At 60.6% G+C, this 15311-nt stretch carries 12 protein-coding genes and 2 pseudogenes; 7 read left to right on the forward strand and 7 right to left on the reverse strand.

The window, feature by feature from the left end:
- Positions 1-71: 71 nt before the first annotated feature.
- The 3 genes from AO356_RS23705 to AO356_RS23715 all read right to left on the reverse strand — a co-directional run bounded on the left by AO356_RS23705 (position 72) and on the right by AO356_RS23715 (position 2689).
- Positions 72-785 (reverse strand): ABC transporter ATP-binding protein, encoded by a 714-nt coding sequence (locus AO356_RS23705; RefSeq protein ID WP_060741824.1) that lies wholly within the window; start codon positions 783-785, stop codon positions 72-74.
- Positions 786-788: 3 nt separating this feature from the next.
- Entirely contained in the window at positions 789-1634 is an 846-nt protein-coding gene (locus AO356_RS23710; RefSeq protein ID WP_060741825.1) for an ABC transporter permease, read from the reverse strand.
- Positions 1635-1696: 62 nt separating this feature from the next.
- Positions 1697-2689, reverse strand: coding sequence for an aliphatic sulfonate ABC transporter substrate-binding protein (locus AO356_RS23715; protein ID WP_060741826.1), 993 nt, complete (start codon positions 2687-2689; stop codon positions 1697-1699).
- Positions 2690-2991: 302 nt separating this feature from the next.
- Here AO356_RS23715 and AO356_RS23720 point away from each other — a divergent pair, with 302 nt between their 5' ends.
- Complete coding sequence (locus AO356_RS23720; RefSeq protein ID WP_060741827.1) at positions 2992-3939, forward strand: ABC transporter substrate-binding protein; 948 nt, start codon at positions 2992-2994, stop codon at positions 3937-3939.
- 411 nt (positions 3940-4350) lie between these two features.
- Here the strand turns inward: AO356_RS23720 and AO356_RS23725 are convergent, their stop codons facing one another.
- The gene (locus AO356_RS23725) at positions 4351-5301 is read right to left on the reverse strand and encodes a DNA/RNA non-specific endonuclease (RefSeq protein ID WP_060741828.1); all 951 of its coding nucleotides are present in this window, start codon (positions 5299-5301) and stop codon (positions 4351-4353) included.
- A 364-nt stretch (positions 5302-5665) separates the two neighbouring features.
- Here AO356_RS23725 and AO356_RS33465 point away from each other — a divergent pair.
- A pseudogene (locus AO356_RS33465) lies at positions 5666-6295 on the forward strand (PAS domain-containing protein); the annotation flags it as partial.
- Between the two features lie 162 nt (positions 6296-6457).
- Positions 6458-6931, forward strand: a pseudogene (locus AO356_RS33470) (methyl-accepting chemotaxis protein); the annotation flags it as partial.
- Here AO356_RS33470 and AO356_RS23735 read toward each other — a convergent pair.
- Positions 6912-8549 (reverse strand): hybrid sensor histidine kinase/response regulator, encoded by a 1638-nt coding sequence (locus AO356_RS23735; RefSeq protein WP_060741830.1) that lies wholly within the window; start codon positions 8547-8549, stop codon positions 6912-6914. The pseudogene AO356_RS33470 and the gene AO356_RS23735 sit on opposite strands and share 20 nt — an antisense overlap.
- Positions 8550-8680: 131 nt before the next feature.
- Between AO356_RS23735 and AO356_RS23740 the strand changes: the two genes are divergently transcribed.
- Entirely contained in the window at positions 8681-9070 is a 390-nt protein-coding gene (locus AO356_RS23740; protein ID WP_060741831.1) for a hypothetical protein, read from the forward strand.
- A gap of 54 nt (positions 9071-9124) precedes the next feature.
- Here AO356_RS23740 and AO356_RS23745 read toward each other — a convergent pair whose 3' ends face one another.
- The gene (locus AO356_RS23745; protein ID WP_081015413.1) at positions 9125-9631 is read right to left on the reverse strand and encodes a hypothetical protein; all 507 of its coding nucleotides are present in this window, start codon (positions 9629-9631) and stop codon (positions 9125-9127) included.
- 316 nt (positions 9632-9947) lie between these two features.
- Positions 9948-10586, reverse strand: coding sequence for a response regulator (locus AO356_RS23750; RefSeq protein ID WP_060741832.1), 639 nt, complete (start codon positions 10584-10586; stop codon positions 9948-9950).
- 102 nt (positions 10587-10688) lie between these two features.
- Here AO356_RS23750 and AO356_RS23755 point away from each other — a divergent pair, with 102 nt between their 5' ends.
- The 3 genes from AO356_RS23755 (at position 10689) to AO356_RS23765 (ending at position 15285) form a co-directional block, all read left to right on the forward strand.
- Entirely contained in the window at positions 10689-12296 is a 1608-nt protein-coding gene (locus AO356_RS23755) for a hybrid sensor histidine kinase/response regulator (protein ID WP_060741833.1), read from the forward strand.
- Between the two features lie 174 nt (positions 12297-12470).
- A complete protein-coding gene (locus AO356_RS23760; protein ID WP_060741834.1) occupies positions 12471-14525 on the forward strand; it encodes a pyridoxamine 5'-phosphate oxidase family protein in 2055 nt (684 codons plus the stop codon).
- Between the two features lie 130 nt (positions 14526-14655).
- On the forward strand, positions 14656-15285 hold the full coding sequence (locus AO356_RS23765) for a glutathione S-transferase family protein (protein WP_060741835.1): 630 nt from the start codon (positions 14656-14658) through the stop codon (positions 15283-15285).
- Positions 15286-15311: the final 26 nt, after the last annotated feature.

Consider the following 15311-nt stretch of genomic DNA (forward strand, 5'->3'; position numbering starts at 1 on the left):
GTTATTTTTATAACCATAAATACTGATTGTTTATTTGTTAATGCTATTAAGTGCTTAGCGAAGGGCCTTGATCAAATCACATGAGCACGTTGCAGTTCGGTCAGGGCCAGCGCCTTGAGTCGGGCCAGCAACGGGTCGCGCCGGTCTCGCGGATGGTCCAGTTGCACCGTCAATGCTTGGCGAATGCGGCTGGGGCGGTTGTCCATCACCAACACCCGGTCGCTCAGGTACAGCGCCTCGTCGACATCGTGAGTCACCAGCAACAAGGCGATCCCATGCCGTTCGGCCAGTTGCAGCAACAGGTCCTGCAATTTCATTCGGGTGAAGGCATCCACGGCGCTGAAGGGCTCGTCTAGCAACAGCACCTGTGGTCGCGCGTACAGGCCGCGGGCAATCGCCACCCGCTGCGCCATACCGCCGGACAACGCCTTGGGCAATGCGTCGGCAAATCCCGTGAGGCCGACTTCCTCGATCAACTGCGCGACCCAGGCCTTGTCGTAATCGTCGTCATCACTGAATCCGATGTTCTGTTGCACCGTCAGCCAGGGCATCAAGCGCGGTTCCTGGAACACAAAGGCCAGGTGTTCGGTGTGGCTGAGCAGTTGCCCTTCGAAGTCTTTCTCCAGACCGGCGACGATGCGCAGCAAGGTGCTCTTGCCACAGCCGCTGGGGCCCAGCAGGCACACGGTTTCCCGGGGTTGCAGTTGCAGGTGGATATGATTGAGCACGGTGGTGTCGGCGAACGTCTTGCGCTCGACGTGGATGTCCAGCAGGGCTTGGGTCATGGCTCACTCCTCGGTGCCGTTAAAGGTGTCGCGCCAGGCCAGGAAATGCTTTTCCAGGGCGGCGAGGATGCCGTCGCTGAGCTTGCCCAGCAGGGCGAGCACGATGATCGCCGCCAGCACGATGTCCGGACGCGAGGTTTCGCGGCCATCGCTGAGCAGATAGCCCAGGCCCTTGGTCGCGGCGATCAGCTCGGCGGCCACCAGGAACATCCAGGCCAGGCTCATGCCGCCGCGCAACCCGGTGAACAGGCCGGGGAGGGCGGCGGGCAGGAGAATCCGCCGCACCAGACGGCGGCGGCTGAAGCCGTACATTTGGCCGACCTCCACCAGCTTGCGGTCGATGTTGCGAATCGCTGCCACGCCATTGAGGTACACGGGAAAGAACGCGCCGATGGCGATCAGCACCACCTTCGAGGTTTCGTCGATGCCCAGCCACAGCAGGAGCAATGGCACCCAGGCCAGGCTGGGGATCGAGCGCAGGCCGGCGAAGGTCGGCTCCAGATAGGCTTCGGCCTCCCGACTCAAGCCAACCCAGGCGGCGAAGACCAACGCCAGGCTGGCGCCGATGGCAAAGCCCAGCAGCACTCGCAACAGGCTGGCGCTGATATGTTTCCATAGCGCCCCCTCGGCCAGGTCGCCGAGGGTCAGGGCGATCTCGCTGGGGGCCGGCATCTGGTAGGCGGGCAGCCAACCGATGCGCACGATGATCTCCAGGAACACGATGATCAGCACCGGCAGGGCCAGCCCCTTGAGGCGCAGCCGCCAGCGGTCGGGATTGAACAGGGGCGCTTTGCCCGATGCGGGCAGGGCCAAATGGGGGCTGGAGAGGTCTTCGCTGTTACTGCTCATGGCGTTCCTCCGGCAACGCCGAATCCGCGCCAGGCGCGGATCGGTTGTCGCCTGGGCAAGGGTTATTGACGGGCCACGGCCTGCTGGCGACCGGTGTCGAGCAATTGATCGATCACCTGGTCCACATTCACCCCGCGACGAACCAACTCTTCCGAGACCAGGATCGGCGCGGCCGCCTTGGAAGCCAGCACATCCTTGGCACTCAACTGCGGGCTGCCCAGGTCGGTGCGGGACAGTTGCAGCCGGGCAACTTCCAGCGGCAGTCCGGATTCGTCGGCCAGCAATTTGGCCAGCTCTTGCGGATGCTCCACCGACCAGGCCCGGGCCTGTTCGTAGGCCGCAAGCACGGTGTCGATGGTTTGCGGATGCTCCTGGGCATATTTCTCCGTGACACTGACCACGCCGTAGCTGTTGAAGGCGGGGTTGCGATACAGCAGGCGCGACCCGGCTTGTACTTCGCTGGCGGCCATGTGCGGGTCGAGACCGGCCCAGGCGTCGACATCGCCTTTTTCCAGGGCGGTGCGACCGTCCGGGTGCTGCAAGTGCACCAGCTCCACATCGTCTTTCTTCAGCCCGGCCTGTTGCAGGCTGCGCAGGGTGAACAGGTAGGGATCGGTGCCTTTGGTGGCGGCGATTTTCTTGCCCTTGAGGTCGGCGACCGTCTGGTACGGCGAATCCTTGCGCACCACCAGGGCGGTCCATTCGGCGCGACTGTAGACATACACCGACTTGATCGGGCTGCCATTGGCCCGGCTCAGCACCGCGGCGAGGCTGGCGGACGAAGCGAAGTCGACGCCGCCGCTATTGAGGTATTCCAGGGAGCGGTTACTGCCCTGGCTCAGGACCCAACTGACCTTGGTCTGGGGCAGGGCCTTTTCCAGGTAACCGAAATGCTTGAGCACCAGGCTGACCGGCGAGTAATAGGCGTAATCCAGGTGCACTTCGGCAGGAGGGCTTTCTGCGGCCTGGGCCAGGGTCGGCAGGCTCAACGCCAGGGCACAGGCACCGATCAGGGATCTGGCGAGGGCCAGTGGGAAGCGGAAGTCGGGTTTCATGAAACAGCTCCAGCAAGGCGGTGAGAAGGCAATGTTCTTATTTCCGAAAGATCGGAGTGCGGAAGAAAATCGCACTTGAAAGGAATATTGCAGGCTCTGTGCCATAGCCGGCGAATGGGCGGTTTTCGGGTGCCGCCACGGGGTGAAGGCTTCAAGGAAATGTTGCCCAGGCAACAGTCTGTTGCGGCACTGTTGGGTCGTGGACAGTGGCTGCTTGTGACTATGAGCTTATGCGTTAAAAGAATTTATGATGTGAATTACAAGAGCGTTATGTTCTATGAAACTCATTCAGGATTGCCTTCATGACGTTCGCCCGATCCCTGCGCGGTCTGCTCCTCAGCACATTGTTCGCCGCCCCTTGGCTCCAGGCCAGTGAGCCGTTGGTCCTGTATGTTGGCGACCAGAACTACTACAACGTGCGGGCTTCGGTGGAGGCCTCGGGGGTGCTTGAGGGCGCTCCCTACCGCGTCGACTGGAAACACTTCCAAGCCGCCGCGCCCCTGGCCGAGGCGCTGAATACCGGCGACCTGGACCTGGGCTTTCTCGGCGATTCGGGTTTTCTGTTCCTGGCTGCCAAACAGGCACCGGTGAAACTGATCGGTGTTTCGCGGCAGAACCCGGACACCATTGCGCTGTTGGTGCCCAAGGACTCACCGGTCAAGACCATCGCCGACCTCAAGGGCAAGAAGGTTGCCTATTGGCCCGGCGCCTGGAGCCAGCAACTGACCCTGCGCGCCCTGGAGCAGGCCGGCTTGCCGGAGAACCATGTGGAATTCATCAAGCTGATGCCGATCGACGCGGCGGCGGCCTTGCCCCAGGGCAGCATCGATGCCTTTCCGGTGTGGGAACCCTACATCTCGCAACAGATCCTGTTCTCCGGCGCCCGGCCGATCCTGACGGCGAAAAACCTCATGCCCGGTCTCAGCGCCATTGCCGCTTCGACACCGTCCATCGACAGCAAGCGCGAAGCCATCGCCGACTTCCTCGGCCGCGTGAAACAAGCCCGAACCTGGGTCGACAACCACACCGACTCATACGCGGACTTGTGGGCGAAAAAGGCCAACCTCGACCAGAACGTCTCACGCCATTGGTTGCGCCAGGCCCACATGAGCGTCGGCCCGGTGGATCGACAGGCCGCCGCCGACCTGCAAAGCACGGCGGACTTCCTGTTCAAGGTCAAGGCGCTGCCAGCCCCGCTGGCCACTGCCGGGATTATCGACACCTCCTTCAGCCAAGCCTTGAGCGAATAAGTCCCACCGTTTTTTGAATCGCTCACCAACATCCCATGCACCTTCAATCCCCTGTGGGAGCGAGCTTGCTCGCGATAGCGGCAGGTCAGTTTGCGGGGATGTTGACTGTGCCGCCGTCATCGCGAGCAAGCTCGCTCCCACAGTATTTTGAGTCGTTCACCAACATCCCATGCACCTTCAATCCCCTGTGGGAGCGAGCTTGCTCGCGATAGCGGCGGGTCAGTTTGCGGGGATGTTGGCTGTGCTGCCGTCATCGCGAGCTAGCTCGCTCCCACAGTATTTTGAGTCGTTCACCAACATCCCATGCACCTTCAATCCCCTGTGGGAGCGAGCTTGCTCGCGATAGCGGCGGGTCAGCTTGCGGGGATGTCTGTACTGCCGTCATCGCGAGCCAGCTCATTCCCACCGTTTTCAAAGGCGAATGTCTTCAGGCCCACGGATTGGCGCTTCAATCCTCGTACCTGTCAGTCGTTCTTCATTGGAAAAGCCGTCGTAGTCAGCCAAGTCGCCAAAGCGGATACCGGTCAGCGCCTCAATTTGATCGACGCTGCGTCGGTAAGTCTTGAGTGCTCCGAACACAAGTTCCAACTTTTCCAGTTCCTGGCGCTGGTCAATCATGTAGGCACTGGCCGAAGGTTTGCCGTCGTCACCGAGAAAGGTCACGACTTTCCAGAACGCAGTGGGGATCTGTACGCCTCTGTACGCTTGATCATCGTCCCGGAACAAGGGCCCGGTAAATATCGTCGCCCTGGCTTTCCACCGGCGCGTGTTATCGAGGATGTAATCCTCAAGCTCGAGCCAGGTTTTTTGATTGAAGGCTGCCATCTGCGGCGAGCAATTGGTGAAGTGGAAGGTGTCGTTGTTGGCGGTCTGTGCATCGGAGCCCCAATTGGGATCCTGTCGTCTGACCAGATGACCGCGATCCAGCAAATTGCCGGCGTACAGCGCCTCTCCAATCTGGGCATCGCTGGGGATTCGACCGTCATACGCCCAGGCGTCACGCCCCCGGTCGATCTCGACACTGCTGGCGCCATCGATGTTGACGCCCGCCACCAGGGCCAGGCGTCGCCGTCGCGAAAGAACGATGGAGAAGTGCTGATAATCCAGGCGATTGTCGACGGTGCCGGTCGGGTAGACGTCATCGACCAAGGCTGCTTCCACGCTTGGCCAAGGCACGATGAAGTCGCCAAGAAAGCCGCTGTCGTATCCCTGCCGGTCTTGCAACTGCACCGCCGGTGTGACGGCCGGCCCTGGCTGTTTGCGCAGGGTGCTGGACAGGCGCCTGGCGGGTTCCAGCAGGGGGTGCAGATCGGCAAGCCGTGGTCGATGGGCGAAGTCCACCTGGAGTCCTTGCGGTGGCATGGTCCTACCTCGCTGAATGGGAACGAAAGTAATCAGCAAACGTAGCGATCATGCTCCGGCACCATGAAATTTTTATGATGCTGCCTAGCGGACAACCCCGCGATTTACTTCGTCACCCCACATGAACTGGCCGATGCCCCAAAGGTGCAGGCCTTTAGAACCTGGTTGATGGATTCGGTGGGTTTTGGCGTCGAAACATAATTTCGTCATACCGTTCAGCCCCAAGCTAACCAGTCGATATGTATATAAGGTCCGGTTACTTCGAGGGTACGTCATGTTTAATAAAAAACTAAAAGATGAACTGACGGCTAGGACGGCCGAATTGGCAACTTACAAAGGACTGGTGGGCGCTCTGGAGCGGTCGATGGCTGTTATCGAGTTCAGCTCCGATGGCAAGGTCCTTCGGGCGAACGAGAATTTCCTGAGCACGATGGGTTACCGTGCGGAACAATTGGCCAGCCTGTCCCATCGGGATTTCTGCCCCCCGGCGTTGGCGGGCAGCGCCGAGTACCGTGAGTTCTGGAACAAATTGCGCACCGGTCAATTCGTATCCGGCACGTTTCACCGCCGCAGCGCGTCAGGCCAGAACGTGTGGCTGGAAGCCAGCTATAACCCGGTGGTGGACGAACAAGGCCGTGTCGTGAAGGTGGTCAAGTACGCACTCGATGTCACCGCCAAGGTCACCGCCGAGGCCGAAACACGCGGCCGGCTGGCGGCCCTCGACCGGGCCATGGCGGTCATCGAGTTCGACCTGGGCGGCAACATCCTGACCGCCAACGACAACTTCATGAATGTCATGCATTACTCACTGGCCGAACTCAAGGGCAAGCACCACCGGATGTTTTGCGAACCGAGCCTGGTGGGTAGCTCGGAGTACAGTGATTTCTGGCGTCGTCTGAACGCCGGTGAGTTTTTCAGCGGGCAATTCAAGCGTCTCGGCAAAAACGGCAAAGTTGTCTGGCTGGAAGCCAGCTACAACCCGGTCTACGACGCCGAAGGCAAGTTGTGCAAGATTGTGAAGTTCGCCAGTGACATCACCGAACGGGTAGAGAAATTCGAGGAGGACTCACGCGGCGCCTCCCGTGCGTACCACATCTCCGCCGAGACCGAGCGCGTGGCCGAGCAGGGCGCCCAGGTGATCCACCAGACCGCCAAGGAGATGCGCGAGATCGCCGACAACATCGGCGCCTCCGCGCGCCTGGTTGGGCAACTGGGCGCCCGTTCGGAAGAGATCACGGCCATCGTCAATACCATTCGCGGCATTGCCGACCAGACCAACCTGCTGGCCCTCAACGCGGCCATCGAGGCTGCGCGGGCCGGCGATCAGGGGCGGGGGTTCGCGGTGGTGGCCGACGAGGTCCGGCAACTGGCCGGGCGCACCAGTCGTTCCACCTCGGAGATTGCCGAAATGATCGGCATGATCCTCTCCGAAACCCGCGATGCTGTCGCGAGCATGAACGTGACCCATGAGGGCGCCTTGCGCGGTGTCACCCTGGCAGACCAGGCCGGATCGGTCATCGTGCAGATCCGGAACGGGACCACCGATGCCCTCGATGCGGTGAGCATGTTCGCTTCCAAGCTCGACGAGTCCGAGGTGATTCCCAAGACGGCTATCGGCTGGGTGGGTTGAGGTGAGCTGAGCCCTCGCCCTGGCGATCCATGGACTTGAGCAGTTCAAGCAATACTGTTCGCAGCTCCGGCGGTCGTACGGGCTTGGCCAGCACCGAGATGTTCAGGCTTTGCAATGACTGGCGTATGCGCTCGATCTCGTGTCCGGTGATGACCAATGCCGGGACTTCCCAGCCGCGCTGTGCGCGTATCGCGGCGATGCATTCGGCGCCGGAGACTTTCGTGCCCAGGTCGAAATCGGCGATGACGATGGCGCAATCGCTGGTCAGCCCCTCGCCGTCGCTGTGAGCCTCAACCTCGCAACCCCATTTTTCCAGGAGCGCCGACGTCGCCATCAGGACGTTGGCGTCGTCTTCCACCAAGCACACCCGTAATCCGTCCAAGCGATTCTGGACGGGCGACACCTTGGGCTCCATGGCCCTTGGCGCCGCCAGTTCCAGGCCGCTGATCGCTACCTTGGTGCCTTGTCCAACCGTGGAGCGGATGTGTACATCGACACCGAGTATCTGGCTGATGCGCTTGACGATGGACAGGCCCAGGCCAAGACCCTCGACATCCTTGTCGCGCACATGGCGCACGCGGTAGAACTCCTTGAACACTTCGGGCAAATGTTCGGCCGCAATGCCGCGGCCCTTGTCGTAGATCACCACGGCCAGGCGCTTGCCCTGGCGTCGCACGCCGATCAGTACCGGTTGGCCGGGCGCGTATTTGAGGGCGTTGGACAGCAGGTTCTGGACCATCGTGGTCAGCATGCCTGGATTGACGCTGACCCAGTAAGGGCTGGCGCGCAGGCGCAGTTCGACCCCAGCCCAGCGAGCCGCCTCGGTGTTCTGCTTGACCACGTCCTGTAGTAGCGCGCCCAAGTGCACGGGTTCGGCCTTCGGCATCAGTTGGCCATGGTCCAGGGTGTAGATATCGAGGATCGAACGGAACAGCTGCGATACGGTGTGCAGCGAACGGTCGATGTTGTCCACCAGCCGCAATTCCTCCAGGCCCAGCCTGGCGTCACGCAGGCAGGCGGTGAACAGGCCGATGGAGTGGATCGGTTGGCGCAGGTCATGGCTGGCCTGGGCCAGGAAGCGGGATTTCTCCTGGTTCGCGGCAATCGCCTCTTCCGAAGCAATGCGGGTGCGCTTAAGCAGGATGTGCGCATAGGCCGGCACCACGATGGTGGTGACGATCAACATCAGGAACATGTAGGGCTGGCCATGCCAGAACGGATTGAGCCAGAAAATCAGCACCAGGGTCGACAGCGCGATAACGGTTGCCAGCGCCAGGTAGCGCGAGCCGAAGCGCATGCCATTGCCCAGGGTGACCCAGAGCAGTGCCGCGTAGATCGGCAGTGCGCTTTCACCGCCCAGCACCATGGCGAAAGCGATGCCCGTGTAGTCATGCAGCATCGAGAAAAGGCGCCGCCAGAAGAAGTGTCCTGGCCAGCGCTTGATGATCATGCGCAGGAATACCGAGGCGACGATAAACGTTGTGATGTAAATGATGATGGGCACGTAGCCTGTGGCATCGCCGGGATGGAGGCTGGCCAACACGACGATGTACAACAGCGCACAGGCGCTGACGATCAGGCGCAACGTGGCCTGGTCCAGTTCACTGTTCTTTTCCACGGGCGTTCGAACCTCATGTGCCTCTGGTGCCTTGAGCAAGCTTAGCGGCTAGCCCATCTGTGCTATTCAGAATTGTTGCCCGAGTCAGGATACTTCAGGAGGTATGACCACTCAGGACGTCGGGAGAGTACATGAACGGAGTCGTTCGTTTTTTCAGTGTGATCAGCGCCGCGATGCTGTGCGCTTCAGTGGCCCATGCAGGTAGCCAGGCGTGCACGATGGAAGGTGAGATGACCGTCATGGGGCAACACATCGAGGCGAAAGACTGCGTGCAGGCGAGCGATAAGCAACCGGCGGCCAAGTTCCGCGCCAGTTGTGAATCCTTCGCCAACATGCCGGTCGCGCTTGGTGGCGAAGCGGGCAGGATCACCTACTCGCAAACCTGCCCGGAGAATCCCCAGGGCACCTGTGTGAATGTGAACGGGCAGGGCGTGGACTTTTATTACTACAAGCGTACCGCTGAGCTGTTGGACAGCACCCGCAAGAGTTGCGCCTTGAGCGGAGGTACGTGGAAGGAGTGATCGGTGAAGGTTGGGGACAGGCTTGATGCTGCCCCCAACGGACGAGTCATTGCGTCAGTAGACCCTGTAGTACTTCACGACGTCATCGACGAAATAAATGGTCAATACCGAACCTTGGGTCTGGCTTTGGCCCGTTTTCCCACCGGTCACGCTGCTGACGTCGTTGGCCACGGTCTGTGCCTTGTACAGTTGTGCCGAGGTGTCGGCCATCTTCAGGCGTGTCTCGGGCGACACGTACTTATGGGCCAGCTTCATGTACTTATCCAGGCCCTCATCACTCTTTTCATAGGTCCAGTTCGACTCGTTGCTGGCGCTGGTCGAATTGAGCTCTTCATTCGTCGGCGCGCCGAACATTTGGGTGATCTGGCCTTTTGTCGTCTTGCCCGGAATGATCGTTTGCTTGAGGTAAGAGACGTCGTATTTCTGGGCGCCCTGATTCAAGGTGCCCATCAAGTTGCCCAAGTTGCCCAAGTCACCGGTGTTTGCACAACCGTTGAGTACGCCCGCCAGCACGCACAGCGCCAATCCATTTCTAAGTGTTTTTCCATATTCGAAGGACATGATGACTTACCTTGAGTTAATGTCAGGACCATTCCATTTCAACCGCACAGACGGTGAAGTTGACCCAGCATTGCGCCGCCTGTGGACTTATTTAATCCATAGGCTGCGCACGCCATGACGTTTCGATAGGCACAGTGATACTGCACGGCGAATGGCGCGTTGGCTTTCTTTATGATTGGCTGTTCGAACAGCCTTTGTATGGAACGCCCACAGCTTAGGGGGAGAGTACTGGGCGAAGCTATAGTACAAGTGTGCTATGGCCTGGGGGACTGGCAGGGAGGGTAATGCTCAATGAGTATTTGCAGCTGTTACACATTTAATTGTCTTGTTTTTCCGACCATCCTCCATTGCTTGGAAAGTTGGAAAATTGCGCCGCGGCCGCCGCGCGCGTGGGGACACCCAGGGATTTGAGCAGGCTCGAGACATGGATGCGCACCGTGAACGGGGAAATGCCCAGGTCCCGGGCTATTTCCTTGTTGGTCTTGCCGGCCGCGATCAACCCAAGCACTTGCCGTTGGCGTACGGTCAGCTGGGAAAGCGCATCGTCCAGTACCGAATTTTCGGCTTGATACTTCACCACCACTTCGCCTTCGCGTATTGCCATGATGGCGTCGGCAATATCGGAAGGGTCGATATTCTTGCCGATGAAACCGTCGGCACCCAGCGCCATCACCTGGGAAATAACCTCGATGTCATCCATCATTGAAACCACAATAATGGAGGTCCGTTTGAACTCACTGCGCAACTGGCCTATGACTTGCAGCGATTTGATCCCGGGAAAGCGCAAGTCGAGTATCAGGGAGTCCACTTCCACCCCGGAACGCGCCAGCGCCAATACTTCATCCAGATTGCCAGCTTGTTCTATGGTGGCTGTCGGCAGAAGCCGTTCGATGGTTCTCAACATACCTTCACGAAACAAAGGATGGTCATCTGCCACAATGACTCTGCACGTCATGCTTCAGATCCTTCTGACTTCAAGTTCGCACATCGTAACCTAAACGACTCCCTTGGTTTTCAAGTTGATACAAACTTTCATGTTGGGAATATTCCTGTGACTATGACGGAAAAGAATAGCGAGCTTGATCAGGCGACATTGAGATTGACGGTCGGGGCGTGTACTGCGCTTTACATCATTGTGGTGGCCTTTCTGGCCAGCGACTTCGAAACCTATGTACCGATCCTGTGGTACATGGCCTTTTTCTTCGGCGCCGCGGTCCCGCTGCGCATGGCGGTCAGGCGCTGGCCCGGGCACTTTTTCCTGCGTCGTCTTTTTGCCATGACCCTGGATTACGCAAGCCTCGCCTTTGCCTTGATCGTCGGTGGGGAGGGCACGCTGCCGGTGTACGCGGCATTGCTCTGGGTCACGTTGGGCAATGGCATGCGCTTCGGCTCGCGCTACCTGGCGCTGGCAACCGTTCTCGCGCTGTCGACACTGGGGGTGATTTTCCTGCTCACGCCGTTCTGGCGTGGCCAGCCCTATCTGTTCCTGACGTTGATCGTCACCACCATCGTGGTGCCTGCCTACGCGCATATCCTGCTGACCCGTACCCGCATCGCTTCGGAAGAGGCGATTGCCGCGAACCAGGAAAAATCCCGCTTCCTGGCCCAGGCCAGCCATGACTTGCGCCAGCCGATCCACTCGATCGGCTTGTTCACCGCCTGCCTGCGCGATGCCCGTTTGGGCCAGGAAGAGCTGCGACTGGTGGACAACATCGACCGTTCGCTGCACATCGTGTCGCAGCTGTTTCGTTCGATCCTGGACATCTACACCCTCGACAACGGGCAGCTTGAACCCCAGGCCGAACCCGTGCACCTGGGCGCGCTGCTCCAGGATGTGGTCAAGCAGAACACCGAAGCCGCCCGCTGGGCCGGTGTCGAGTTGCGCCTGCGGCCTTGCCGGCACTGGGTCAGCGTCAATGCCGGTTTGTTGGCTACCATGGTGCAGAACCTGGTTTCCAATACGCTCAAATATGCCCCCGGCCAACCGGTGTTGATCGGTGTGCGTCCGAAAGGCAGTGGCCTGGCCATCGTCATCTACGACAAGGGCCGGGGCATTGCCGCCGAACATCTGCCTGAGGTGTTCAAGGAGTTTTATCGGGTACGCCATGTCCGTGACAAGGATGTCGAGGGGCTGGGCCTGGGGTTGTCCATCGTCAAGCGAATCAGCCACCTGATCAATCTGGACATCCAGCTGGACTCCCGGCTCGGCCAGGGCACGCGCGCCACGATCCAAGGGCTGGAAAGGGTCGCGCCAAGGGCTGTGGTGGACAGACCGGTGCCCACGCAAAGCCGTTTGCAGGGCTTGCGGGTGTGCCTGGTGGAGGATGACGCCAACGTGCTGATGGCGACGTCGGCGCTGTTGGAGAAGTGGGGATGCGAAGTGGAAACCCACAGCGACGGGGTGGGTGTGACCAGCGACTGCGACATCATCATTGCCGACTTCGACCTGGGTACGAAAGTCTCGGGGGCCGAATGCATTGCCGCGATTCGCGAACAGCGAGGCTGGGAAGTCCCCGCCATGATCATGACCGGCCATGAAATCGAAAGAATTCGCCACGCCCTGCACCACATGAACATTTCAATCCTGGCCAAGCCCGTGCGGCCTCCGGAGTTGCGGGTGACCTTGCTCGAATTGACCAAGCATTTCGCCAGTGTCAGGCCATGAGCCCACCATTCCATTTTATGAAACGGTGGATTGCAGTTCGTGCGTATTCCTGCGCAACCGCTTTGGGCAGAAGATAACGCCAGCCACTTGCACACCCGTGCAAACGATGGCGGAGAATCCCCAACCGTAGCGCACTGGCGCAGGCGTTCATGCTGCGAGCGCGAGGAGTAGCTGATGGACGAAGCCTTGCAAGCAAAAAACTCGCCCTGGCACGAAGGAGAGCTGACCTTGCAGCGCTCCGTCGGGGCTGTCGACATGATGGCCAGTGTCGGCCAACGGCAACTGGCGCGTACGTGGATGCCGGACCAGCACCGGGAGTTCTACGCCCAACTGCCTTTCGTGGTGCTGGGGGCGGTGGACCGGCAAGGCGACGTGTGGGCGACCCTGCGCGCGGGACAACCGGGTTTCATGAATTCGCCCGATCCGCAGACCCTGCACATCAACCTCGAGCCCGAGCCGAACGACCCCGCCCAGGAAGGCATGGGCGAGGGGGATGCCATCGGCATGCTGGGGATCGAGTTGCACACCCGTCGGCGTAATCGCATGAATGGCGTGGTGCGCCGTCAGCTTGCCCCAGGGCTGGAGATTGCAGTGAGCCAGGCCTATGGCAACTGCCCTCGCTACATCAACCTGCGCCAGTATCAATTTGTCGACCCACAGGCGGTCGCGCCGCGGCAGTTGAGCGTGTCAGACCCGCTGGTCCGGCGCCTGGTGACGGCGGCCGATTCGTTTTATATCGCCACCTACGTGGTGCGCGATGGCGAGCGGCAGGTCGATGCTTCTCACCGTGGCGGCAAGCCAGGGTTTGTGCGCATGGATGAAGACGGGTCGCTGACCATTCCGGATTTTTCCGGCAATCTGTTCTTCAACACCCTGGGCAACATCCTGCTCAACCCGCGGGCCGGGCTGGTGTTCGTCGATTTCCAGACCGGCGATCTGCTGCAAATGAGTGGCTCGGCGCAAGTCCTGCTGGACGATCCCGAGATCAATGCCTTCCAAGGCGCCGAGCGGCTGCTGCGCTTCACACCGCAACGCATCGTCTATCGTCCGGCCGCCATCGCGCTGCGCTGGAAGGATCAGGATGAAGGCGATTCGCCCAATTCATTGATGACCGGCAGTTGGGAGCAAGCCGCAGAGCGTTTGCAGGCTGAGGCGCTGCGTAGCCGCTGGCGTGCGTTGCGGGTTGCGCGAGTCGTGGATGAGAGCCACAACATTCGTTCGTTCTACCTGCAGGCGAGCGATGGCTTGGGCTTGCCTCGGTTTGAAGCCGGGCAACATTTGCCGGTGCGGATCCAGCTGGAGGGGCAGAAAGCGCCGTCGATCCGAACCTATAGCGTTTCCAGTGCGCCGTCGGATGATTTCCTGCGCATCAGCGTCAAGCGCGATGGATCGGTGTCGTCCCACCTGCATGAGCAGGTGCGGGCGCTGCACGAGATCGAAGCGCGGGCGCCCCAGGGCCATTTCACCGTCCAGGCCACGGAGCGGCGTCCGTTGGTATTGCTGGCAGCGGGGGTGGGCATCACGCCGTTGTTGTCGATGTTGCGCGAGGTGGTTTACCAGGGGCAACGCATCAGCCGCATGCGTCCGGTCTGGCTGCTGCAAAGCGCCCGCTCGGTGGCCGACCTGGCGTTCCGTGAAGAGATCGACGAACTGGCCGCCCGTGCCGGCGACAAGCTCCAGGTTGTGCGCATGGTCAGCCAACCGCCCACCGAAGCGAAGGTTGGTGAAGATTATGATCTGGCGGGCCGGATCGATGTGGAACTGCTGAAGAAACTGCTGCCGCTCAACGACTACGACTTCTATCTGTGCGGGCCGGGCAGCTTTACCCAGGCGCTGTACGACGGGCTGCGCAAATTGCGCATCCCTGACGATCGCATCCATGCGGAAACCTTCGGTCCCTCCACCCTTGTGCGGGACATCGAAGTCAGCATGCCGGCGCCCCAGCAAGTGCCGGCCGCGACTGAAGCGGTGAAGGTCTTGTTCGCCAGTTCCGGCAAGGAGGCCCGTTGGGAGCCCGGCGGCGGAACGCTGCTGGAGCTGGCCGAAGCGCGCGGCCTGAACCCGGAATTCAGCTGCCGCGGCGGTTCCTGCGGCACCTGCAAAACCCGCTTGAGCCGCGGCCAGGTGCATTACCTGAGCCAGCCGGCCGAGCCGGTTGGCGAAGGCGAAGTGCTGATCTGTTGCGCGGTGCCGGCTCAAGGCAGCGAACCGTTGGTGCTTGAGGTCTAGGGCTTGCGATCATTTCACTGGGTGAAATGCTGGATTGTAAAAGCTGGTTATTCCACTGTCCGGAGCAGGAGCAGAGGATAGCCCCATCGACGCGATCACCGCGTCGAGCCCAAACAACATGGAGTACGTCATGCCTGAGAACGCGATCAAACTTTATCGCCACCCGTTGTCGGGTCACGCCCATCGTGTCGAGCTGATGCTCTCGCTGCTGGGCCTGCCGACCGAGCTGGTATTCGTGGACTTGATGAAAGGCGAGCACAAGACCCCGGAGTTCCTCGCCATCAACAGCTTCGGCCAGGTGCCGGTGATCGATGACAACGGTGTTGTGCTGGCCGACTCGAACGCGATTCTGGTCTACCTCGCGGCCAAATACGGCAAGGGCCAATGGCTGCCCGGCGATCCGCTCGCCCAGGCCCGGGTGCAGCGCTGGCTTTCGGTGGCCGCGGGCCAGATCAACCAGGGGCCGGCCAACGCCCGATTGATCACCGTGTTCGGCGCCGGCTATGACGCCGAAGATGCCATCAAGCGTTCCCACGCCCTGTTGAAGGTGATGGAGACGGAGCTGGGGCAAAGCCGGTTCCTGGCCGGTGAGCAACCGACCATCGCTGACGTGGCCGCGTACACCTACGTGTCCCATGCACCGGAAGGCAACGTCGCGCTGACCGACTACCCGAACGTCCGTGCCTGGCTGGGCAGCATCGAAGCCTTGCCGAATTTCGTCGGCATGCAGCGCACCGCCAAGGGCTTGCAGCAAGCCTGAGTCAAACCGCAGGAGCTTGCCGGGAG

The organism is Pseudomonas fluorescens (genome assembly GCF_001307275.1).
In the GTDB taxonomy this organism is placed as follows: Bacteria; Pseudomonadota; Gammaproteobacteria; order Pseudomonadales; family Pseudomonadaceae; genus Aquipseudomonas; species Aquipseudomonas fluorescens_AA.

What these genes read in the sequence shown, in the direction of transcription:
- AO356_RS23705 (WP_060741824.1), bottom strand. Translation starts at nt 785, where the DNA reads ATGACCCAAGCCCTGCTGGACATCCACGTCGAGCGCAAGACGTTCGCC.
- AO356_RS23710 (WP_060741825.1), bottom strand. Translation starts at nt 1,634, where the DNA reads ATGAGCAGTAACAGCGAAGACCTCTCCAGCCCCCATTTGGCCCTGCCC.
- AO356_RS23715 (WP_060741826.1), bottom strand. Translation starts at nt 2,689, where the DNA reads ATGAAACCCGACTTCCGCTTCCCACTGGCCCTCGCCAGATCCCTGATC.
- AO356_RS23720 (WP_060741827.1), top strand. Translation starts at nt 2,992, where the DNA reads ATGACGTTCGCCCGATCCCTGCGCGGTCTGCTCCTCAGCACATTGTTC.
- AO356_RS23725 (WP_060741828.1), bottom strand. Translation starts at nt 5,301, where the DNA reads ATGCCACCGCAAGGACTCCAGGTGGACTTCGCCCATCGACCACGGCTT.
- AO356_RS23740 (WP_060741831.1), top strand. Translation starts at nt 8,681, where the DNA reads ATGAACGGAGTCGTTCGTTTTTTCAGTGTGATCAGCGCCGCGATGCTG.
- AO356_RS23745 (WP_081015413.1), bottom strand. Translation starts at nt 9,631, where the DNA reads ATGTCCTTCGAATATGGAAAAACACTTAGAAATGGATTGGCGCTGTGC.
- AO356_RS23750 (WP_060741832.1), bottom strand. Translation starts at nt 10,586, where the DNA reads ATGACGTGCAGAGTCATTGTGGCAGATGACCATCCTTTGTTTCGTGAA.
- AO356_RS23755 (WP_060741833.1), top strand. Translation starts at nt 10,689, where the DNA reads ATGACGGAAAAGAATAGCGAGCTTGATCAGGCGACATTGAGATTGACG.
- AO356_RS23760 (WP_060741834.1), top strand. Translation starts at nt 12,471, where the DNA reads ATGGACGAAGCCTTGCAAGCAAAAAACTCGCCCTGGCACGAAGGAGAG.
- AO356_RS23765 (WP_060741835.1), top strand. Translation starts at nt 14,656, where the DNA reads ATGCCTGAGAACGCGATCAAACTTTATCGCCACCCGTTGTCGGGTCAC.